Genomic DNA, 16,968 nt, shown 5'->3' on the forward strand with positions numbered 1-16,968 from the left:
TCTCATCACGGCCTTGTGATGGCCTCTAGGGAACGGAATCGGCAAATCCTACGTTAGCGGGGCACGAGACGTTGAACCGGACAACAGACCGAACCGACAGATTTACTGAGAGCAGGAAGGCGGCAGGAGACTTCCATGAACCACTCGATCTACAGCGCCGATCGTATGACGCACCTGAAGATTGTGGTTGTGGCGTTGTTCGCCGGTATCCTGGTCGCGGGCTTCGGCATCGCGGCACATAATTCGTCGGATGAGGGATACACGCAGACGGCGCGGGTCATGAAGGCCGGCAAGCCCGTCGCGATCACCAGCTCCAGCAACTCGCTGGTCCGCTAACAGGAGAATTTCACGAATTCACGTAGTGTTCTTTACAGCCCCCCAAAGTCGCTGCGTGGATATTTAAGACCCCCAACTACCCCCAAGTTGACTATCGAAAACGCCCGCTCCCCACGGGCGTTTTCTTTTTTTGCGCTACGCATCACGGTCGTTTGGACGAACAAATCGGCAGGCCCGATCGGCGCGAACTCTCCAATTCGTCATGCCCGGGCTTGTCCCGGGCATCCACGTCTTCGGCCCCGATCTCAAGAAAGACGTGGATGGCCGGGACAAGCCCGGCCATGACGAGAAATATCGGCATCTGCCGAGAACGACGAAGGCCAAGGCTTTTATCGCGGCGGCGAACCCGACGCGCCCGGCACGGTCTCGATCAGCTTGCCGGTGAAGATCGGCGCCGAGGTCGGCTGGCCGTTCGGCGAACCGCCGGCCTGCTCGACGGTCACCGCATAGGTGGCGCCGTTGATCACGTCGGGATCGTAGCCCGACAGCACCGGGCGCGCGGTGAAATCATCGGCGCCGATCACGCCGAGCGAGCGCGGCTGCGGCAGCTTGTCGGAGATCAGCCAGAGCTCAAAGCTCTTGCCGGGCTCCGACGGAGCGCCGACCTTGCGGACGGTAAAATTCTTGGTGGCGCCGTCGATGGTCATGATGAAGGCCGGCCCGCCATTCGGCCCCTGCAGCAGCGCGACATATTGCGCCGACGGCGTCAACGCCGGCGCCGGCGTCTTCACTTCGACGGTGTGGATGCGCGGCTTCGGTCGGATCGCATTCGGCAGAGCATCGGGCTTGTAGATCTGCAGGCCGAGCGTGATGAGCAGCGCGGCCGCGATCGCGGTCGCGGCCGACGCGATGCCGCGCCAGCGTTTCACGCGGCCCGTCAGCGCGGTCACGTTGCGTTCGTCGAAGATGACCCGTGGCGGTCGGGCCTCGGGCAGCCTCCGGGGCTCGGGCGACTGCGCAGGCTCCGGATCGAACGCCGAGCCGAATTCGGGATCGTCCGTGATTGGCGAAGGCGGCGGCGCCTGCGGCGCGCTTGTGTGGCCGATCGCCGCCTTGATGTTGTCCCAGACCACCGGACGCGGCTCGACCAGGCCGACCATCTGGTTCAGCGGCCCGAGCCTGAACTGCCAGGCCTGCACCAGCGCTGCGAACTCGCTGTCGACGGCCATCATGGTCTCGACTTGCGCGCGCTCCTCGGCATCGAGCGTACCGAGCGCATATTCCGCGGCGAGCGCGATATGGTCTTCGCTATAGGCCATCAATCAGAGTTCAAGACACTCCCGGATATCCATCAGGCTGCGGCGCAGCCAGGTCTTCACCGTGTTCACCGGCGTCTCGAACTTTGCGGCGAGTTGCTCGCGGCTCCAGCCGTTGTAATAGGCGAGCAGCACGAGCTTCTGACGATCCGGCTCCAGACGACCGACGCACTCCAGCAATCGCTTCAACTCTTCCGTCATTTCCCGTCGCGCCAGCGGATCGGGCTGGTCGGCGGCGACCTCCATCGCCGCCGGCTCGTCCTCCAGCGAGGCCTCGCCGCGCTTGCGCACCACGTCGATGGCGCGGTTGCGCGCGATCGACGTCATCCACGTGATCGGTGACGACAGGGCTGGGTTGAACTGCCCGGCGCTGTTCCAGATCTTGACGTAAGCCTCCTGAATGACCTCCTCGGCGAGGTCCTGTCGCCGCAAGATACGGAGCACGACGCCGAAGAGTTTCGCGCGGGTCGCGGCGTACAGCCGCTCAAAGGCGGCCTCATCCCCCTTGGCGACGGCGGCGATCAGCCAGACCAGCTCAGCCGGCGTCAGCACTTTGCGCCCTCCAAGCCTCGATCCCCCATCGCGTCATTGCCACCGTGCCGCCGATCGTCCCGTCCAGACCGGTGGTAGCATATTTTGGGACACCACGATCCGCCAAATGGCCGACAGGCCGCCGGCTTGTGGACAGCGCCCAGCAAGAAGCCCGGGCGATCGGCCCGGGCTCTCAATCTGGTCAGCGGAGGGAGCGAGGATTCAGGCGATGACGCCTAGACGGGCCCGCATCAGGCCGATCGAATCCATGTCGGCTTGCTCTCGAGCGCTCTCCTCCGCGCGTTCGCGCGCCTGGTCGCGCTCGTCGAGCAGCTCGACCTTCTTCAATTCCTCGAATGCCTCCGACAGCAGCGCCTTGGCGTCGTCGAGCTGGGCACGCAGTTCGTCGGCCGAACGGGTCAGGTTCTCGCGGCGCTGGATCGCGGCCTTGGCATAGGTCGGATAGGCGAAGTGCGTGGGGTCGTTGATCCCGGCGCGCTCCTGCTCGGTCTGGATCTCGCGCTCGAGCTCGACCGACATGCGCTGGAAGTCGGCGATCATGCCTTCGATCTGGGTAACCCGACGGCGCTTTTCGTCGACCTGAAATTTCTTCAGGCGAATCAGCGTTTCACGTGACTTCATCGACTCATACTCCCCAGAAGTCCCAGATCTGAACGCGGGACAGAGCCGGCTCCCCGCTGGGCCCCGCCGGCATAGCTATGGTGTTCCGGCGATGATGGCCTGACAAAGTTAGCGTTCCGTTTCCAAACCCGACAGGATTTGAGCCAGTTGCCGGTAGCCGTCGGAAAGGCTGGTCGCCTCGTCCTTGGCCTGGCGCAGGTAGGCCTCCAGCGGCTCATGCAGCCGGATCGCCTCGTCGACCTCCGCGCTGGAACCCGGCCGGTAGGCCCCGAGCCGGATCAATTCCTCCATGTCGGCATAGGTCGCCATCACCTGCCGCGCCTTGTTGATGTAGGGCAGGAAGTCGGGGTCGGCCGACCGCGGCATGGTGCGAGAGACCGACTTGAGGATGTTGACCGCCGGATAGCGGCCGCGCTCGGCGATCGCCCGCTGCATCACGATATGACCGTCGAGGATGCCGCGCACCGCATCCGCGATCGGCTCATTGTGATCGTCGCCGTCGACCAGCACCGTGAAGATCGCGGTGATGGTGCCGTCGCCGGTGCCCGGCCCCGCCCGCTCGAGCAGCTTCGGCAGTTCGGTGAACACGGTCGGCGTGTAGCCCTTGGCGGTCGGCGGCTCGCCCGCCGAGAGGCCGATCTCGCGCTGCGCCATCGCAAAGCGCGTCACCGAATCCATCAGGCACAGCACGTCCTGGTCCTCGTCGCGGAAATATTCCGCGATGGCGAGCGTCAGATACGCCGCCTGGCGCCGCATCAGCGCCGGCTCATCCGAGGTCGCGACCACCACGACCGAGCGCGCCAGCCCCTCCTCGCCGAGATCCTCCTGGAGGAATTCCTGCACCTCGCGGCCGCGCTCGCCGATCAGTCCGATCACCGAGATCGCGGCATCGACATTGCGCGCCAGCATCGACAGCAGCACCGACTTGCCGACGCCGGAGCCGGCAAAGATGCCGAGCCGCTGGCCGCGGCAGCAGGTCAGGAAGGTATTGAGACCGCGCACGCCGAGATCGAGCGGCGGGCCGACCCGCTTGCGCGAATGCGCCGGCGGCGGCGAGTTGCGGTAGGACATCGGCGAGGCGCCCTGCACCAGCGGGCCCTTGCCGTCGATCGGCTCGCCCATCGCGTTGACGACACGGCCGAGCCAGGCCGGCGACGGCCGCACCTGGCTTGCCGCATTGGCGATCACCGCGCGGCAACCGCGCCTGACGCCATCGAGCCCGCCGAACGGCATCACCACCGCGTTCTCGCCGGAGAAGCCGATCACCTCGGCCGGGATGGAGCGGCCCGCGCCGACATCGATCACGATGCGGGCGCCGACCGACATCGCGTGAATGGGGCCGGCGATCTCGACCATCAGCCCGCGGACGCCGACCACGCGGCCATAAATATTGACGCCGTCGATGTCGCCGATCTGCTCCGCGAGCGCCTTCATTGCGAAAACCTTAAGTTTCCACGATTTTGCTCCGGCCGCTTAACTTCGTGTTTACCCGCATCATTAATCATTGCGTCACTGTCTTTGGTGACTGAGGTCGCTTGCCCATCAGAAGAAGGGCGAGTCGCGAGAGTCGGTTAGGCCCGGCTCTTAATGTGGAAACTGAACGAGCGCGGTTAGGAAAAGCTTCTTCTACGCAATATCTTAGGGCGATTCGACAAAAATTGCACGGTTAGAGCTTGCGTCGAGGAATCAGTTTTTGTTAACCATATCTCGTCAGGATCCGAATCAGTTGTTCAAAGGCGTTTTGTGAGTGCCGCAAGTGCGGCCGACCTGACGCCCGGAGCGGCGACTATAGGGGACTGGCATGCGCGTTTTGCTGATTGAAGATGATAGCGCCGTCGCGCAGTCGATCGAATTGATGCTCAAATCCGAGAGTTTCAACGTCTACACGACGGATCTCGGCGAAGAGGGCGTCGATCTCGGCAAGCTTTACGACTACGACATCATCCTGCTCGACCTCAACCTGCCCGACATGTCCGGCTACGACGTGCTCAAGCAGCTCCGGGTCTCGAAGATCAAGACTCCCATTCTGATCCTCTCCGGCCTCGCCGGCATCGAGGACAAGGTCAAGGGTCTCGGCGTCGGCGCCGACGACTACATGACCAAACCCTTCCACAAGGACGAACTGGTCGCTCGCATCCACGCGATCGTGCGCCGCTCCAAGGGCCACGCCCAGTCGGTCATCCAGACCGGCGATCTCGTGGTCAATCTCGACACCAAGACGGTCGAGGTCGGCGGCCAGCGCGTGCACCTGACCGGCAAGGAATACCAGATGCTGGAGCTGCTCTCGCTCCGCAAGGGCACCACCCTCACCAAGGAAATGTTCCTCAACCATCTCTACGGCGGCATGGACGAGCCGGAGCTGAAGATCATCGACGTCTTCATCTGCAAGCTCCGCAAGAAGCTCGCCAACGCCTCCGAAGGCCGCAACTTCATCGAGACCGTGTGGGGCCGCGGCTACGTGCTGCGCGAGCCACACGAGGCCGACGAACGCATTCCCGCCTGACCTTCTTGGCCCGCAGAGAACCGCAAGGTTCGCTCCTTTCGACCTGAACCCCGCCGTAAATGGCGGGGTTTTTGTTTGGGATTGAACCGGCTGTCGGCATGCGCCGACCAAGGGAACGTGCAATCCTGCCTCGCGCGAATCCCGACGAACTCCCGGACCGCCCCGACATGATCCTGCAATCCCTCGCCGGGCTGCCGGCGTTCCTGGTCTATTTCTGCACGGCGCTGATCGCCGTGGTCGCCTACCTCTTCGTCTACACGCGCGTCACGCCGCATGACGAATTCCAGCTGATCCGCGACAACGATCCGGCGGCGGCGATTGCGCTGGGCTTGAGCCTGCTCGGCTTCGTGCTGCCGGTGGTCAGCGCCATCGCCCATTCCGCCAATGTGGTGGACTGCCTGATCTGGAGCATCATCGCGCTGATCGTGCAGATCATCGTCTATTACATCGTGAAGATCCCGGTGCCGAACCTGTCGGCGCGGATCGCCTCCGGCGAAATGGCGCCGGCGATCTGGCTCGGGCTGTCCTCGCTGGCCGCAGGCGCGCTGAACGCGGCCTGCATGATCTACTGAGCCGTTGAGCCAAACCATGGCGCGCAAACCGAACCCGGACTTCGGCAAACGGCGACCGGTCGTCCCGGCGGTGCCGACGCCGCCGCGGCCGGATGCGCCATCCAAGCGCTCCAACCACGTCGCGCTGCTCTTGATGGGTACGCTCGCGGTCGGCGGCAGCGCCTACGCGCTGATGCCGCGGCCGAATTGCCAGCCGGTGCCGCCGACGCCGCCGGGCGTCACCGCACCGGGCGTCGCCACGCCGGTCCCGCCACAACCCGGCGTCGATTGCACGGCGCGCAATTCGTCGTCCGGATCGGGCGGCAGCAGCGGCTCGCGCAGCAGCTTCTACAGCGGCAGCTCGTCGTCGAGCGGCTCCTCCTCTTCCTCGAGCTCATCGTCAAGCTCGTCGGTGAGCCGCGGCGGCTTCGGTTCATTCGCGCATGCGTTCGGCTTTAGCGGCGGCTGATGCTTGTTGCCGTGTCATCGCCGTGTCATCGCGCTTTCGCTTGCCCGGCGAACGCAGCTGATGGAAACTCGGCATGGCTCCGCAGACGGCAAGGCAGGGATTGCGTCCATGAAACGCTCGCGCCGCGTATGGCTGAAATTGATGGGAAGTATCGCGATCGGCGCGGCGTCGATCGGCCCGACGCCAAGCCATGCCCGCAGCGACCACCATGCAGGACACGGAACAAAGGGAAAATCGGCGGAACGGTCACCCTCCGGCGGCTTCGGCGGCGCGCCGCGCACCATCGCGCGCTACGGCGATGACGATCCGTCGCATGGCGGAAGCTGACACCAGGCTGACGAGCGAGCTCGGTTTCCCCTCATGCAACGCATCGCATGTCCCGAACGCGACGATTGGCGGACGACTGCCGAGAACGCCGGCTTCACCTTCCACACCATCGACGGCGAACGGTACTGGGACGAGCGCGCCTATTACGCCTTCACGCTGGACGAAATCGAGCGTTCGATCGAGGCGCCGACCGGCGAGATCGACGCGATGTGCCTCGAGCTCGCCGGACGCGCGGTCAGGGACGAGCGCTATCTGCGCCGGCTGAAGATACCGGATGCGTTCTGGGATCTGATCGCGGCAAGCTGGCGCCGCAAGAATCCGAGCCTGTACGGCCGGCTCGATCTCACCTTCGACGCCCGCGGCCCGGCCAAGCTGCTCGAATACAACGCCGACACGCCGACCTCGATCTTCGAGGCCGCGGTGTTTCAATGGACCTGGCTCGAACAGGCGATCCAACGCAACATCATCCCGAAGCGCGCCGACCAGTTCAACTCGATCCACGACCGGCTGATCGAGGCCTGGAAGAGGATCGGCGCGACCCACCCGCTGCATCTCACCGGACTGACCGGAAATCCCGAGGACGCCGGCACGCTCGCCTATCTCAAGGACACCGCGGCGCAGGCCGGGCTGAAGACCACGCTGCTCGACATCGAAGAGATCGGACTGCGCGACGACGGTCAGTTCGTCGACCTCGACGAACGCCCGATCGCGCTCGCGTTCAAGCTCTATCCATGGGAATGGATGTTCCACGACGCGTTCGGCAAGAATCTCTCGAGCGCGCCGACGCAGTGGATCGAGCCGCCATGGAAGGCGATCCTCTCCAACAAGGGCATCCTGCCGCTGCTCTGGGAGATGTTCCCGGACCACCCCAATCTGCTGCCGGCCTATTTCGAGGACGACCCGCAGGCCGCCCAGCTCGGCACTTCGTTCGTGCGCAAGCCGATCTATTCGCGCGAGGGCGCCAATGTCGAGCTGGTCAGCGCCGGCGTCACGCTGATCGCCGAGCAAGGCCCCTATGGCGCCGAGGGCTTCATCCGCCAGGCACTGGCGCCGCTGCCGAATTTTTCCGGGCAGTATCCGGTGCTCGGCAGCTGGCTGGTCGACGGCACGCCCTGCGGACTGTCGATTCGGGAAGACGAGAATCCGATCACCGGCAACACCTCGCGCTTCCTGCCGCACGCGATTTTGTAGCGCGTTGACGCGGTTGCGCTTTCAACCCCGTCATCCTGAGGAGCCGCGAAGCGGCGTCTCGAAGGATCGACGGACCGGCTGGTGGCCGTGCATCCTTCGAGACGCGCGCAAGAGCGCGCTCAGGATGACGGACGAACAATTGACGATCGTTCAGGAAACGCACTCACCGCGCAGCGGACGCGACCGCCTTCAGCACGTGCAGCGCGGCGCCGGCGCGCGCGACTGGCGCAGTGTTCGGCTGATACAGCCCGCGCCGGTCGGGATAGGGCCTGAACAGATTGGTGATGCCGACCACGGATTCCGCCGCGCCAAGCGCCAGCACGCCGTCGGGCTCGAGCATCCGGGCCACCTTGCCGAAGACACCGGCCTTGGTCTGCTGATCGAAATAGATCAGCACGTTGCGGCAGAAGATCACGTCGAAGGTGCCGAGATGCGAGACGTCCTGCAGCAGATTGAGCTGGCGATGCTGCACCATGCCGCGGATATCGGCGTTCAGCTGCCAGAGCTCACCCTTCTGCACGAAATACTTGACCAGCAGCTGGATCGGCAGGCCGCGCTGCACCTCGAACTGGCTGAACAGGCCGGCCTTGGCCTTTTCGAGCACCGCCTGCGACAGGTCGGTGGCGATGATCTCGATGCGCCAGCCGGCAAACAGCGCAGTCATCTCCTTCAGCAGCATCGCGATCGAATACGGCTCCTGCCCGGTCGACGACGCCGCGCACCAGATGCGCAAGCTGCGGCGCGCCGCGCGCGCCTGCGCGAGCGCGGGCAGCACCGCTTCCTTCAGATGGTCGAACGGGATCTTGTCGCGAAAGAAGAAGGTCTCGTTGGTGGTCATCGCTTCGACCACCTCCGATGTCAGCGGCTCCGCACCGCCCTTCATCCGCTGCACCAGCTCGGGAATCCCGGCGAGGTTCGACCGGCGCGCCAGGGGCAGCAGGCGGCTCTCGACCAGATACTGCTTGTCGGCGGAGAGATCGAGGCCGGAACGCTCCTTCAGCAGCTTGCGCAGATACTCGTAGTCCAGCGGCGTCACGAACGGTCTCCCGCAAACACCCGAACAAGCTTCGGTGCGATCTGGTTGAGCGGCAGCACCGCGGCGCAGATGCCGGCATTGACCGCGGCACCGGGCATGCCCCACACCACGCTGGTTGCTTCGTCCTGGGCGATCACGCTGCCGCCGGCGGCGACGATGTCCTTGCCGCCGCGCATGCCGTCGGAGCCCATGCCGGTCAGGATCACCGACATGATGCTGCCCTGCCAGACATCGATCGCGGAGGTGAACATCGGATCCACCGCGGGCTTGCAGAAATTGACCGGCGGCCCGTCGTCGAGCGCGATCGTGGCATCGACGCCGTGGCGCGCGATGCGCATGTGGCGCCCGCCCGGCGCCAGATAGATCTGGCCCGGCTTGATGCTCTCGCCGTCGATCCCCTCATGCGCCGGCCGCTTGCTGGTGCGCGCCAGATGCTCGGCGAGAATAGTCGTGAAGGTCGGCGGCATGTGCTGGGTGATCAGCACCGGGAAGCGATCGATCACCGGACCGATCTCGGCGACCAGCGTCATCAGCGCCTGCGGTCCGCCGGTCGAGGAGCCGATCAGCAGCACCTTGGGCGGCAGCAGGCCGAACGAACGGCGCGTGGCCTGGGCCGGCGCCGGGTGCGCGGCAGCGGGAGCCAGCGGACGCGGTCTGTCATGACCGGGCGCAAGCGGCGGGCTTGCCGTCGTATGCACCGGGCTGCGCCGCGCCTTGGCGCCGAGGTGACGGATCTTCTGGATCAGGTCATGGCGGAAGGTTTCCGCGGCGGTGGCCTCGCGCGTGCTTTCCGGCTTCGGAATGTAGTCGGACGCACCGAGCGAGAGTGCCTTCAGGCTGATCTCCGCGTTGCGGCGGGTCAGCGTGGAGGCCATGATGACGACGAGATCGCGCTTCTTTGCCAGCAGCTGCGGTAGCGCCGAGATGCCGTCGAGGTCGGGCATCTCGATATCGAGCACCGCGACATCGGGGTTGATGCGCTCGAGCTGGTTGACGGCGTCGAGGCCGGTGCGCAGCGAGGCGACGACCTCCATGTCGGGCTCGGCGCCGATCCAGCGCGAGATCATCCCGCGGATCACCACGGAATCGTCGACCACCATCACCCGCACCTTGTCGGAACGGGTCGATGTCGGGACCGCAGTACTTGTCAACGCAACACTCATGACTTCACCAGCGACGCAACACGACGCACAACAACCGTTGAGCCGAAGGCTTCTGCCGCCGGACCGAACGTAGACCTAAATGAGTCCGACTTCCTGGAACTTCGCGGTGACGATGTCCCGGTCGAACGGCTTCATGATGTACTCGTTGGCACCGGCATGCAGCGCGCGTGCGATATGCGCGACGTCATTCTCGGTGGTGCAGAACACGACCTTGGGCTGATCGCCGCCGGGCATGCGGCGGAGATTGCCGAGAAACTCGTAGCCGTCCATGACCGGCATGTTCCAGTCGAGCAGCACGGCTTCCGGCATCGCGCGCTTGCAGGCCTCGAGCGCCTTGGCGCCGTCCTCGGCCTCGACGATCTGGAAGTCGAGTCCTTCCAGGATGCGGCGGGCGACCTTGCGAATGACGCTTGAGTCATCGACAACAAGACAGGTTCTCATCTGCGACCTCTACTTCCTCATCCCCGGTGGGATGTTTCAGTTCTTCAGTTCGGGCGGCCCTATTCACGCCGCTTTGGCATCGGGCACCAGTTCGAGCACGCGATCGACATCGAGGACGACCATGAGCTGGCCGTCGAGGCGGTGGACGCCGCCGGCGAGCTTGGCCATGCGGGGATCGAGGTTGACCGGATTGTCCTCGCGGCTGTCGTCGGGCAGCCGCAGCACCTCGCCGATCTGGTCGATCAACAGGCCATAGGATTCGCCGCGCTGGTCGACGCCGACCGCCATCGGCAACTGGCCGTCGTCGGCCTTCGGCAGCCCGAGCCGGGCGCGCATGTCGACCACGGTGACGATGCGGCCGCGCAGATTGAGCACCCCGGCGATCTCGCTGGAGGCCAGCGGCACCCGCGTCAGCCGCTCCGGCATGAACACGTCCTGCACCCGCGAGATCGGCAGGCCGAACAGCTGCCCGCCGATCACGGCGGTGACGTATTCGGCCATGGCGCCTTCGCTGGTCTCGGTCTTGCTGGTCATCAATTCTGTTCCTTGCATCCGGTCAGGCCGCGCGGCGCAGTTCGGCGGTCTGCTCTTTCAGCGCCGCGATCAGCCCGGGACGATCGAACTTGGCGACATAGTCGTGGAAGCCGGCCTGCCGGCCGCGCTCGATCGCCGCCGGCGACACCATCGCCGACAGCGCGATGATCGGCAGCTGGTTGAAGTTGTGGTCGCTGCGGATGTTCTCGGCGAACTCGAAGCCGTTCATCTCGGGCATCTCGATGTCGGTCAGCACGACGTCGAAGCTCTGCCCCGAACGCAGTGCGGCGAGCCCTTCCTGCGCGCCGCCCGCGGTCCGCACCTTGTAGCCGGCGGCTTTCAGCACCGGCGCCAGCATGTTGCGGAAGAACGCCGAGTCATCGACCAGCAGCACCGACTGCGCCGAGGCCGACGGGCGCATCTCCTTGCGCGAGAACCAGTCGGCGAACGCCATCGGCAGGAAGTGGCCGACGTCGATCACCTCGGTGGCCTGGCCCTTGATCACCGCCGAGCCGAGGATGCCGTCCTGGCTGCCCGCGACCTCGATGTTGAGCCGCTCCTCGACGATGTCGATGATCTCGTCGACCACGAGCCCCATCGAGCGGCCGTCGTCGGCGAACACCAGGATCGGCTGCGAGCCCTGGTTCTGCACCTCGACCCCGGCCATCTGCACCAGCGGCATCAGCTGCTCGCGGTACTGCACCATGTAGCGGCCGTTCGAGAGCTCGATCTTGTCGGTTGCGATCTCTTCCAGCCGGGTGACGAGGCCGAGCGGCACCGCCTTGGGCTGGCTGGAGCCGGCGCGGAACACCAGCAGCGAGGTCAGCTGCTCGCCGCTATTGGCGTGCGCGCTCGCGCTGTCGTCGGCGAGGTCATGGGCCGAGGAGCCGGACGCGCCGAGGGCTTTCGCAATCCCGTTGGGGTCGATGATCATGATGACGGCGCCATCGCCCAGAATGGTGTTGCCGGAGAACATGTCGATGTGCCGCAGCTTGGTCGACATCGGCTTGACCACGATCTCCTCGGTGTGGAACACGCCGTCGACCACGATGCCGAAGGTCTGGCTGCCGACCTGCGTGACCACGATGAAGCCGTTCTCGGCGTCGGTGGAGGTCGCGCCGTCGTCGATCTTGAGCAGCTTCTTGAGGTGGATCAGCGGCAGCAGCTTGTTGCGCAGTCGCAAGACCGCGGTGTCCTTGATCCGCTCGATGCGGTGCTCGGAGTTGGCGCGGGCCCGCACCAGCTCGACCACAGACAATTGGGGAATCGCAAAACGGTCGCCGCCGGCTTCCACGATCAGCGCGGAGACGATCGCCAGGGTCAGCGGGATCTTGATGGTGACGGAGGCGCCCTCGCCGGCCACGCTCTTGATGTCGATGGTGCCGCCGATCTGGTCGATATTAGTGCGCACCACGTCCATGCCGACGCCGCGGCCGGACACCGAGGTCACCTGCGCGGCGGTCGAGAAGCCCGGCGCGAAGATGAACTTGTGGATCTGGGCCTCGGTCATCTTCTCCAGCTCGGCCTCGGTGACGAGACCGTTCTGGAGCGCCTTGGCCTTGATCCGCTCGGTGTTGAGCCCGCGGCCATTGTCGGCGATGCAGATGATGATGTGGCCGCCTTCGTGATAGGCGGAGAGGCGAATGGCGCCCTGTTCCGGCTTGCCGGCGGCGACCCGCTCGGCGGTGGTCTCGAGCCCATGATCGGCGGAGTTGCGCACCATGTGCGTCAGCGGATCCTTGATCAGGTCGAGCACCTGGCGGTCGAGCTCGGTGTCGGCGCCGTGCATCTCGAGCTCGATCTGCTTGCCGAGTTCGCCGGAGAGATCGCGGACGATGCGCGGCAGCTTCTGCCAGGCATTGCCGATCGGCTGCATGCGTGTCTTCATGACGCCTTCCTGCAGCTCGGCGGTGACGTTGGAGAGCCGCTGCAGCGGTACCTTGAACTCGGTGTCCTCGTTGCGGCGGGAGATCTCCAGCAGCTGGTTGCGGGTCAGCACCAGCTCGGAGACCATGGTCATGAGGTGTTCGAGGGTGTCGACATTGACCCGGATCGACTGGTTGGCGATCTTGTCGCCTTCCTGGACGTCTTCACCCGCGGCCTTGCGGGCGGGCTTCTTCACAGCCTCAGCGGGCTCGGCGGCGGGCGCCGCAGCGGCGGGCTTGGCGACCGGCGCAGGCGCGGCGACTTCGGTCTCGGTCTCGCGGAAGGCGCGCTCGAGCTCGTCGAGCGAGACCTCGCCCGGACGCAGCGGACGCTCCAGGGTCTGCACCACCAGCGTGCCTTCGGTCATTGCCGCCTGCACCGACGGAGCTTCGACGACCGGCACATCTTCTTCAGCAGCAGACATCGCCGCCATGCCGTGCTCGACCATGGCCTCGAGCTGATCGATCAGGTCGCGGTCGTTGCCTTCAGGCTCGGCCTCGGTCGCCTCGAGGCCGCCAAGGATCTCCTTGATGCGGTCGATCGAGGACAGGATCAGCGTCACGGCTTCCGCCCTCACCGGCATGCCGTCGCGGAATTTGCCCATCAACGTCTCGCCGGCATGCGCCAGCGCCTCGAGCCGCGGCAGCCCGAGAAAGCCGCAGGTCCCCTTGATGGTGTGCACAAGGCGGAAAATGTTATCCAGGATCTTTGCGTTGTTCGGATCCTGCTCGAACTGCACCAGCTGGTTGTCGACCGTATCCAGGCTCTCGCTGCTCTCCGTCAGGAACTCGCGCAACAGATCGTCCATGAAACCAACCTTCGAAAAACGCCGAAAACGCTGCGGCGCGCGACATCGACGCGCCTGACGGGAACCCGGTCAGCTTCTCCGCAAAGCGTTTAAGTTTGGTTGAGCAAATGGAAAGGAACGGGATCAACAAAGAGATAAGGCCGCGCGATCGAATCGCGCGGCCGGTCGTAACCTTTGATTAATGATGTCGGCGCGGCCGCGTTCAGGACGCGGCGACGATGACCTTTTCACCGTCGAGCGCGAGCGTCACCTTCAGCCCGCAGGCTTCCGCAAGCAGGCGGGTGTAGTGCGGCTGTACGGCATGCGCGTCGACCGTGTTCGACGAGCTTCCATTGAGGAGGTCGACGATGTTCTGCGGCACGCGCGCATTGAGGCCCGCGGACGTGATGCGGAAGCTCATCGCCTCGCCTTCGCCGACCGGATCGATCGTGAGCGTGCCGCCGCGCGGGATCGTCTGCTGCGCGATGACCAGCATGTTCAGCAGCAGCTTGACCCGGTTCTTGGGCAGCAGCAGCCGCGGCAAATTCCAGGTCAGCGTCACCTTGCCGTCCTCGATATGCCCCTTCGCCATGTTCTGGGCATCGCCGAGGTCGATCTGCGCGCCGGAGGAACCGGCCGCGCCGAACGCCAGCCGGCAGAACTGCAACCGCGCCGAAGCGGTCTTGGCGCTCTTGCGAATCAGATCGAGCGCGAAGTCGCGGTCTTCCGGCTTGGGATTGTCGTCAAGGACCTCAAGCCCATTGACGATCGCGCCGACCGGACTGATGAGATCGTGACAGACCCGCGAGCACAACAGCGCCGCGAGTTCGAGCGCATCGGGAGCGGGACCGGGAGACGAAGTGCCAGACATCAATTGTTTCCTGGAAAGCCGCACGCCGACCGAGGAGTGCGAATCACGCATGCCTGTCGGCTTGATACACCGCGCAGACGGATGCTGCCAGCTTGCGGCGGGGCTGATAAGGGAACACAAACAGGATATGCGACCCGTTGATATGAGACCCGCACATGAATAAGGCACAGCCGCCCCTGATCGGCTGCGAGGGCGCCACGACGCTGCTCGAATCACTGACCGAACTGGTGATCCGCGCCGGCGAGGCGATCCTTGCGGTCAATCGTTCGACGATGAATGTTGCCGGCAAAGGCGACGGGTCGCCGGTCACCGAGGCCGATCTCGCCGCCGACCACATCATCGTCGAAGGCTTGACGCGGCTTGCGCCGCAGGTGTCGCTGCTGTCGGAGGAGCGCGTCGATCTGGCGACGCCGCCCTACAAGGACAGTTTCTTCCTGATCGATCCGCTCGACGGCACCAAGGAGTTCGTCGCCGGACGCAATGAATTCACCGTCAATGTGGCGCTGGTCACGCAAGGTGTGCCGCTGCTCGGCATCGTCGGCGCGCCGGCGCTCGGCCTGATCTGGCGCGGCATCGTCGGCAAGGGCGCGGAACGGTTGACGCTGCAGGGCGGCGCGGTTTCGCAGGCGGTGCCGATCAGGACCCGCCCCTGCCCGCCGCGCGGCGCGCCGTGGACGGTGGCAGTGAGCCGCTCACATGGCGATGCGCGCACCGAAGCCTTCATCGACGCGCGCGGCGGCGCGGTCCGCGCCGTGCTGGGCTCGGCCGTCAAATTCGGCCGCGTCGCCGAGGGCGAAGTCGACATCTATCCCCGCCTGTCGCCGACATCGGAATGGGATGTGGCGGCCGGTCACGCGGTCGTCGTTGCGGCCGGCGGCAAGGTCACCGATTCGAACGGAAGCCCGTTGCATTTCGGGCTGGGCCGCGAAGACTTTCTGGTGCCGGAATTCATTGCCTGGGGCGATCCGGCCGCGGCGCCGTGATCACTGCGCGAGATTGTCTTCCAGCTCCGGCCAACGCGCCGCGGCTTCCTTCAAAAAGCGCGCGGGATCGGCGGCGAACGCGTCACGGCTGCGTTCCCGGTTGAACAAATAAAGCCTGTTCCCGACCACGGCCCAGAATCGCGGATTGCCCGCGCAGGTGACGCCCCGCACCAGATCGGTCGGATCGTAGCCGCCGAATTGCGGGCCATAGATTTCCGGATGCGCCACGAACGAGGCGCGGTTGCCCTCGTTGCGGAAACGCCAGACCACGCCGCTCTCGGCAGCCTCGAATTCGGGCCGCCCCTGGGTGGCGGCGGCGTCGGTGAAATAGGCGACGGGATCGAATCCCTCGATCGCCAATCCGGAGTAGCGGTTCGTCACCACGCGCTCGGTTGTGGTGGCCTCGACAGGCAAAGAGGGCCAGACGGCCGCCAAAATGCCCGCCAACAGGCCGAAAAACGCCATCCCCCGGCGCGATCCATATCTTTCCTGCCGTTGTGCCGTCATAGTTGATACCGATAACATCCGAGTCGAGGGGACACCGGGCGCAACCTAGAGCCGTGCCTGTTGGCATCAGGTTAAAGGGCAGCGCCCGGATTTCGATAGCAGGGGTTCTTAATGACTTTCGCATCACGCCTTGCCGCGGTCGCGTTTGCCGCGCTGATGTGCTGGAGCGCAGGGGCGTCCGCGCAGCAGGGCCCGCCACCGCAATATCCGCCGCCACAGCGTGAACCGACCCCGTATACTTACGGGCCCGACGAACTGGTCAATGCCGGACACAAGTTCTTCGGCAATGTCTCGCGCGGACTCGCCTCGGTCATCGAACGCGCCGTCAGCCAGTGGGGCCTGCCCAATGGTTATGTGCTCGGCGAGGAAGGCTCCGGCGCCTTCGTGGCCGGGCTGCGCTATGGCGAGGGCACGCTCTACACCAAGAACGCCGGCGACCTCAGGGTTTACTGGCAGGGCCCCTCGGTCGGCTTCGACTGGGGCGGCGACGGCGCGAGGACCATGACGCTGGTCTACAACCTGCCCTCGACCCAGGCGATCTATCAGCGCTTCGTCGGCATCGACGGCTCGGCCTATATCGTCGGCGGCTTCGGCATGACGGCGCTGACCGCCAACAACATCGTGCTGGTCCCGATTCGCTCGGGCATCGGCCTGCGGCTCGGCGCCAGCGTCGGCTATCTCAAATTCACCCCGCGCGCGACCTGGAACCCGTTCTAGAGCGTTTCCAGCGACGTGGACGCCGGTTCGCATCACGAAAACGCGTCAAGACAGAATCCAGAGCCTCGTTCCGACTCAATCGGAACGAAGCTCGAGGTCGCAGCCTGATCGGGCGATGAGGCCGGCGCTCCGGCACGGTTGGCAATTCAGGTTAACGCGGCAATCGGGCTGGCCTTCGGCCGGCCCGCCGTGGCATT

The 16,968-nt window shown here is 65.2% G+C and carries 19 protein-coding genes; 8 read left to right on the forward strand and 11 right to left on the reverse strand.

Features of this window, described 5'->3' with window-relative positions:
* The first annotated feature begins 135 nt into the window (after window positions 1-135).
* On the forward strand, window positions 136-336 hold the full coding sequence (locus XI02_RS33420) for a hypothetical protein (RefSeq protein WP_016848568.1): 201 nt from the start codon (window positions 136-138) through the stop codon (window positions 334-336).
* A gap of 329 nt (window positions 337-665) precedes the next feature.
* Here the strand turns inward: XI02_RS33420 and XI02_RS33425 are convergent, their stop codons facing one another.
* The 4 genes from XI02_RS33425 to fliI form a co-directional block, all read right to left on the reverse strand.
* Window positions 666-1,595 (reverse strand): anti-sigma factor domain-containing protein, encoded by a 930-nt coding sequence (locus XI02_RS33425; protein ID WP_172647268.1) that lies wholly within the window; start codon window positions 1,593-1,595, stop codon window positions 666-668.
* Window positions 1,596-1,598: 3 nt separating this feature from the next.
* Window positions 1,599-2,144: a sigma-70 family RNA polymerase sigma factor gene (locus XI02_RS33430; protein WP_172647267.1), complete on the reverse strand. Its 546-nt coding sequence runs from the start codon at window positions 2,142-2,144 to the stop codon at window positions 1,599-1,601.
* Window positions 2,145-2,345: 201 nt separating this feature from the next.
* Window positions 2,346-2,765: a flagellar export protein FliJ gene (gene fliJ, locus XI02_RS33435; RefSeq protein ID WP_016848565.1), complete on the reverse strand. Its 420-nt coding sequence runs from the start codon at window positions 2,763-2,765 to the stop codon at window positions 2,346-2,348.
* Window positions 2,766-2,873: 108 nt separating this feature from the next.
* Complete coding sequence (fliI, locus tag XI02_RS33440) at window positions 2,874-4,199, reverse strand: flagellar protein export ATPase FliI (RefSeq protein WP_172647266.1); 1,326 nt, start codon at window positions 4,197-4,199, stop codon at window positions 2,874-2,876.
* Window positions 4,200-4,566: 367 nt separating this feature from the next.
* Here fliI and ctrA point away from each other — a divergent pair, with 367 nt between their 5' ends.
* The 5 genes from ctrA (at window position 4,567) to XI02_RS33465 (ending at window position 7,806) form a co-directional block, all read left to right on the forward strand.
* Window positions 4,567-5,268, forward strand: coding sequence for a response regulator transcription factor CtrA (ctrA, locus tag XI02_RS33445; protein WP_016848562.1), 702 nt, complete (start codon window positions 4,567-4,569; stop codon window positions 5,266-5,268).
* Window positions 5,269-5,435: 167 nt separating this feature from the next.
* On the forward strand, window positions 5,436-5,840 hold the full coding sequence (locus tag XI02_RS33450) for a DUF350 domain-containing protein (protein ID WP_016848561.1): 405 nt from the start codon (window positions 5,436-5,438) through the stop codon (window positions 5,838-5,840).
* 16 nt (window positions 5,841-5,856) lie between these two features.
* Window positions 5,857-6,288 (forward strand): hypothetical protein, encoded by a 432-nt coding sequence (locus XI02_RS33455; RefSeq protein ID WP_172647265.1) that lies wholly within the window; start codon window positions 5,857-5,859, stop codon window positions 6,286-6,288.
* 108 nt (window positions 6,289-6,396) lie between these two features.
* The gene (locus tag XI02_RS33460; RefSeq protein ID WP_018273265.1) at window positions 6,397-6,615 is read left to right on the forward strand and encodes a hypothetical protein; all 219 of its coding nucleotides are present in this window, start codon (window positions 6,397-6,399) and stop codon (window positions 6,613-6,615) included.
* A 33-nt stretch (window positions 6,616-6,648) separates the two neighbouring features.
* Complete coding sequence (locus tag XI02_RS33465; protein ID WP_172647264.1) at window positions 6,649-7,806, forward strand: glutathionylspermidine synthase family protein; 1,158 nt, start codon at window positions 6,649-6,651, stop codon at window positions 7,804-7,806.
* Window positions 7,807-7,969: 163 nt separating this feature from the next.
* Here XI02_RS33465 and XI02_RS33470 read toward each other — a convergent pair whose 3' ends face one another.
* From XI02_RS33470 to chpT, 6 genes are all read right to left on the reverse strand, one after another.
* On the reverse strand, window positions 7,970-8,842 hold the full coding sequence (locus XI02_RS33470) for a protein-glutamate O-methyltransferase CheR (protein WP_172647263.1): 873 nt from the start codon (window positions 8,840-8,842) through the stop codon (window positions 7,970-7,972).
* Window positions 8,839-10,005 (reverse strand): chemotaxis response regulator protein-glutamate methylesterase, encoded by a 1,167-nt coding sequence (locus XI02_RS33475; RefSeq protein WP_172647262.1) that lies wholly within the window; start codon window positions 10,003-10,005, stop codon window positions 8,839-8,841. The genes XI02_RS33470 and XI02_RS33475 overlap by 4 nt, the downstream gene beginning before the upstream one ends.
* A gap of 75 nt (window positions 10,006-10,080) precedes the next feature.
* Window positions 10,081-10,446 (reverse strand): PleD family two-component system response regulator, encoded by a 366-nt coding sequence (locus XI02_RS33480; RefSeq protein WP_018273268.1) that lies wholly within the window; start codon window positions 10,444-10,446, stop codon window positions 10,081-10,083.
* Window positions 10,447-10,509: 63 nt separating this feature from the next.
* Window positions 10,510-10,980: a chemotaxis protein CheW gene (locus XI02_RS33485; RefSeq protein ID WP_038378930.1), complete on the reverse strand. Its 471-nt coding sequence runs from the start codon at window positions 10,978-10,980 to the stop codon at window positions 10,510-10,512.
* A gap of 22 nt (window positions 10,981-11,002) precedes the next feature.
* Window positions 11,003-13,714 carry a hybrid sensor histidine kinase/response regulator gene (locus XI02_RS33490; protein WP_172646072.1) on the reverse strand — a complete coding sequence of 904 codons (2,712 nt, stop codon included), beginning with the start codon at window positions 13,712-13,714 and terminating at the stop codon, window positions 11,003-11,005.
* Window positions 13,715-13,916: 202 nt separating this feature from the next.
* Window positions 13,917-14,564, reverse strand: a complete 648-nt coding sequence (chpT, locus tag XI02_RS33495; protein WP_172647261.1) for a histidine phosphotransferase ChpT — start codon at window positions 14,562-14,564, stop codon at window positions 13,917-13,919.
* A 155-nt stretch (window positions 14,565-14,719) separates the two neighbouring features.
* On the opposite strand from chpT, the gene cysQ reads away from it, so the two are divergent.
* Window positions 14,720-15,547, forward strand: a complete 828-nt coding sequence (cysQ, locus tag XI02_RS33500; protein WP_172647260.1) for a 3'(2'),5'-bisphosphate nucleotidase CysQ — start codon at window positions 14,720-14,722, stop codon at window positions 15,545-15,547.
* Here cysQ and XI02_RS33505 read toward each other — a convergent pair whose 3' ends face one another.
* Window positions 15,548-16,012 carry a YHS domain-containing (seleno)protein gene (locus XI02_RS33505; protein WP_016843675.1) on the reverse strand — a complete coding sequence of 155 codons (465 nt, stop codon included), beginning with the start codon at window positions 16,010-16,012 and terminating at the stop codon, window positions 15,548-15,550. It lies immediately after the preceding gene.
* Between the two features lie 153 nt (window positions 16,013-16,165).
* Here XI02_RS33505 and XI02_RS33510 point away from each other — a divergent pair, with 153 nt between their 5' ends.
* Window positions 16,166-16,771, forward strand: coding sequence for a DUF1134 domain-containing protein (locus XI02_RS33510; protein WP_016843676.1), 606 nt, complete (start codon window positions 16,166-16,168; stop codon window positions 16,769-16,771).
* Window positions 16,772-16,968 lie beyond the last annotated feature (197 nt).

It is taken from the genome of Bradyrhizobium sp. CCBAU 21365, assembly GCF_015291305.1.
GTDB classification, from domain to species: Bacteria; Pseudomonadota; Alphaproteobacteria; order Rhizobiales; family Xanthobacteraceae; genus Bradyrhizobium; species Bradyrhizobium elkanii.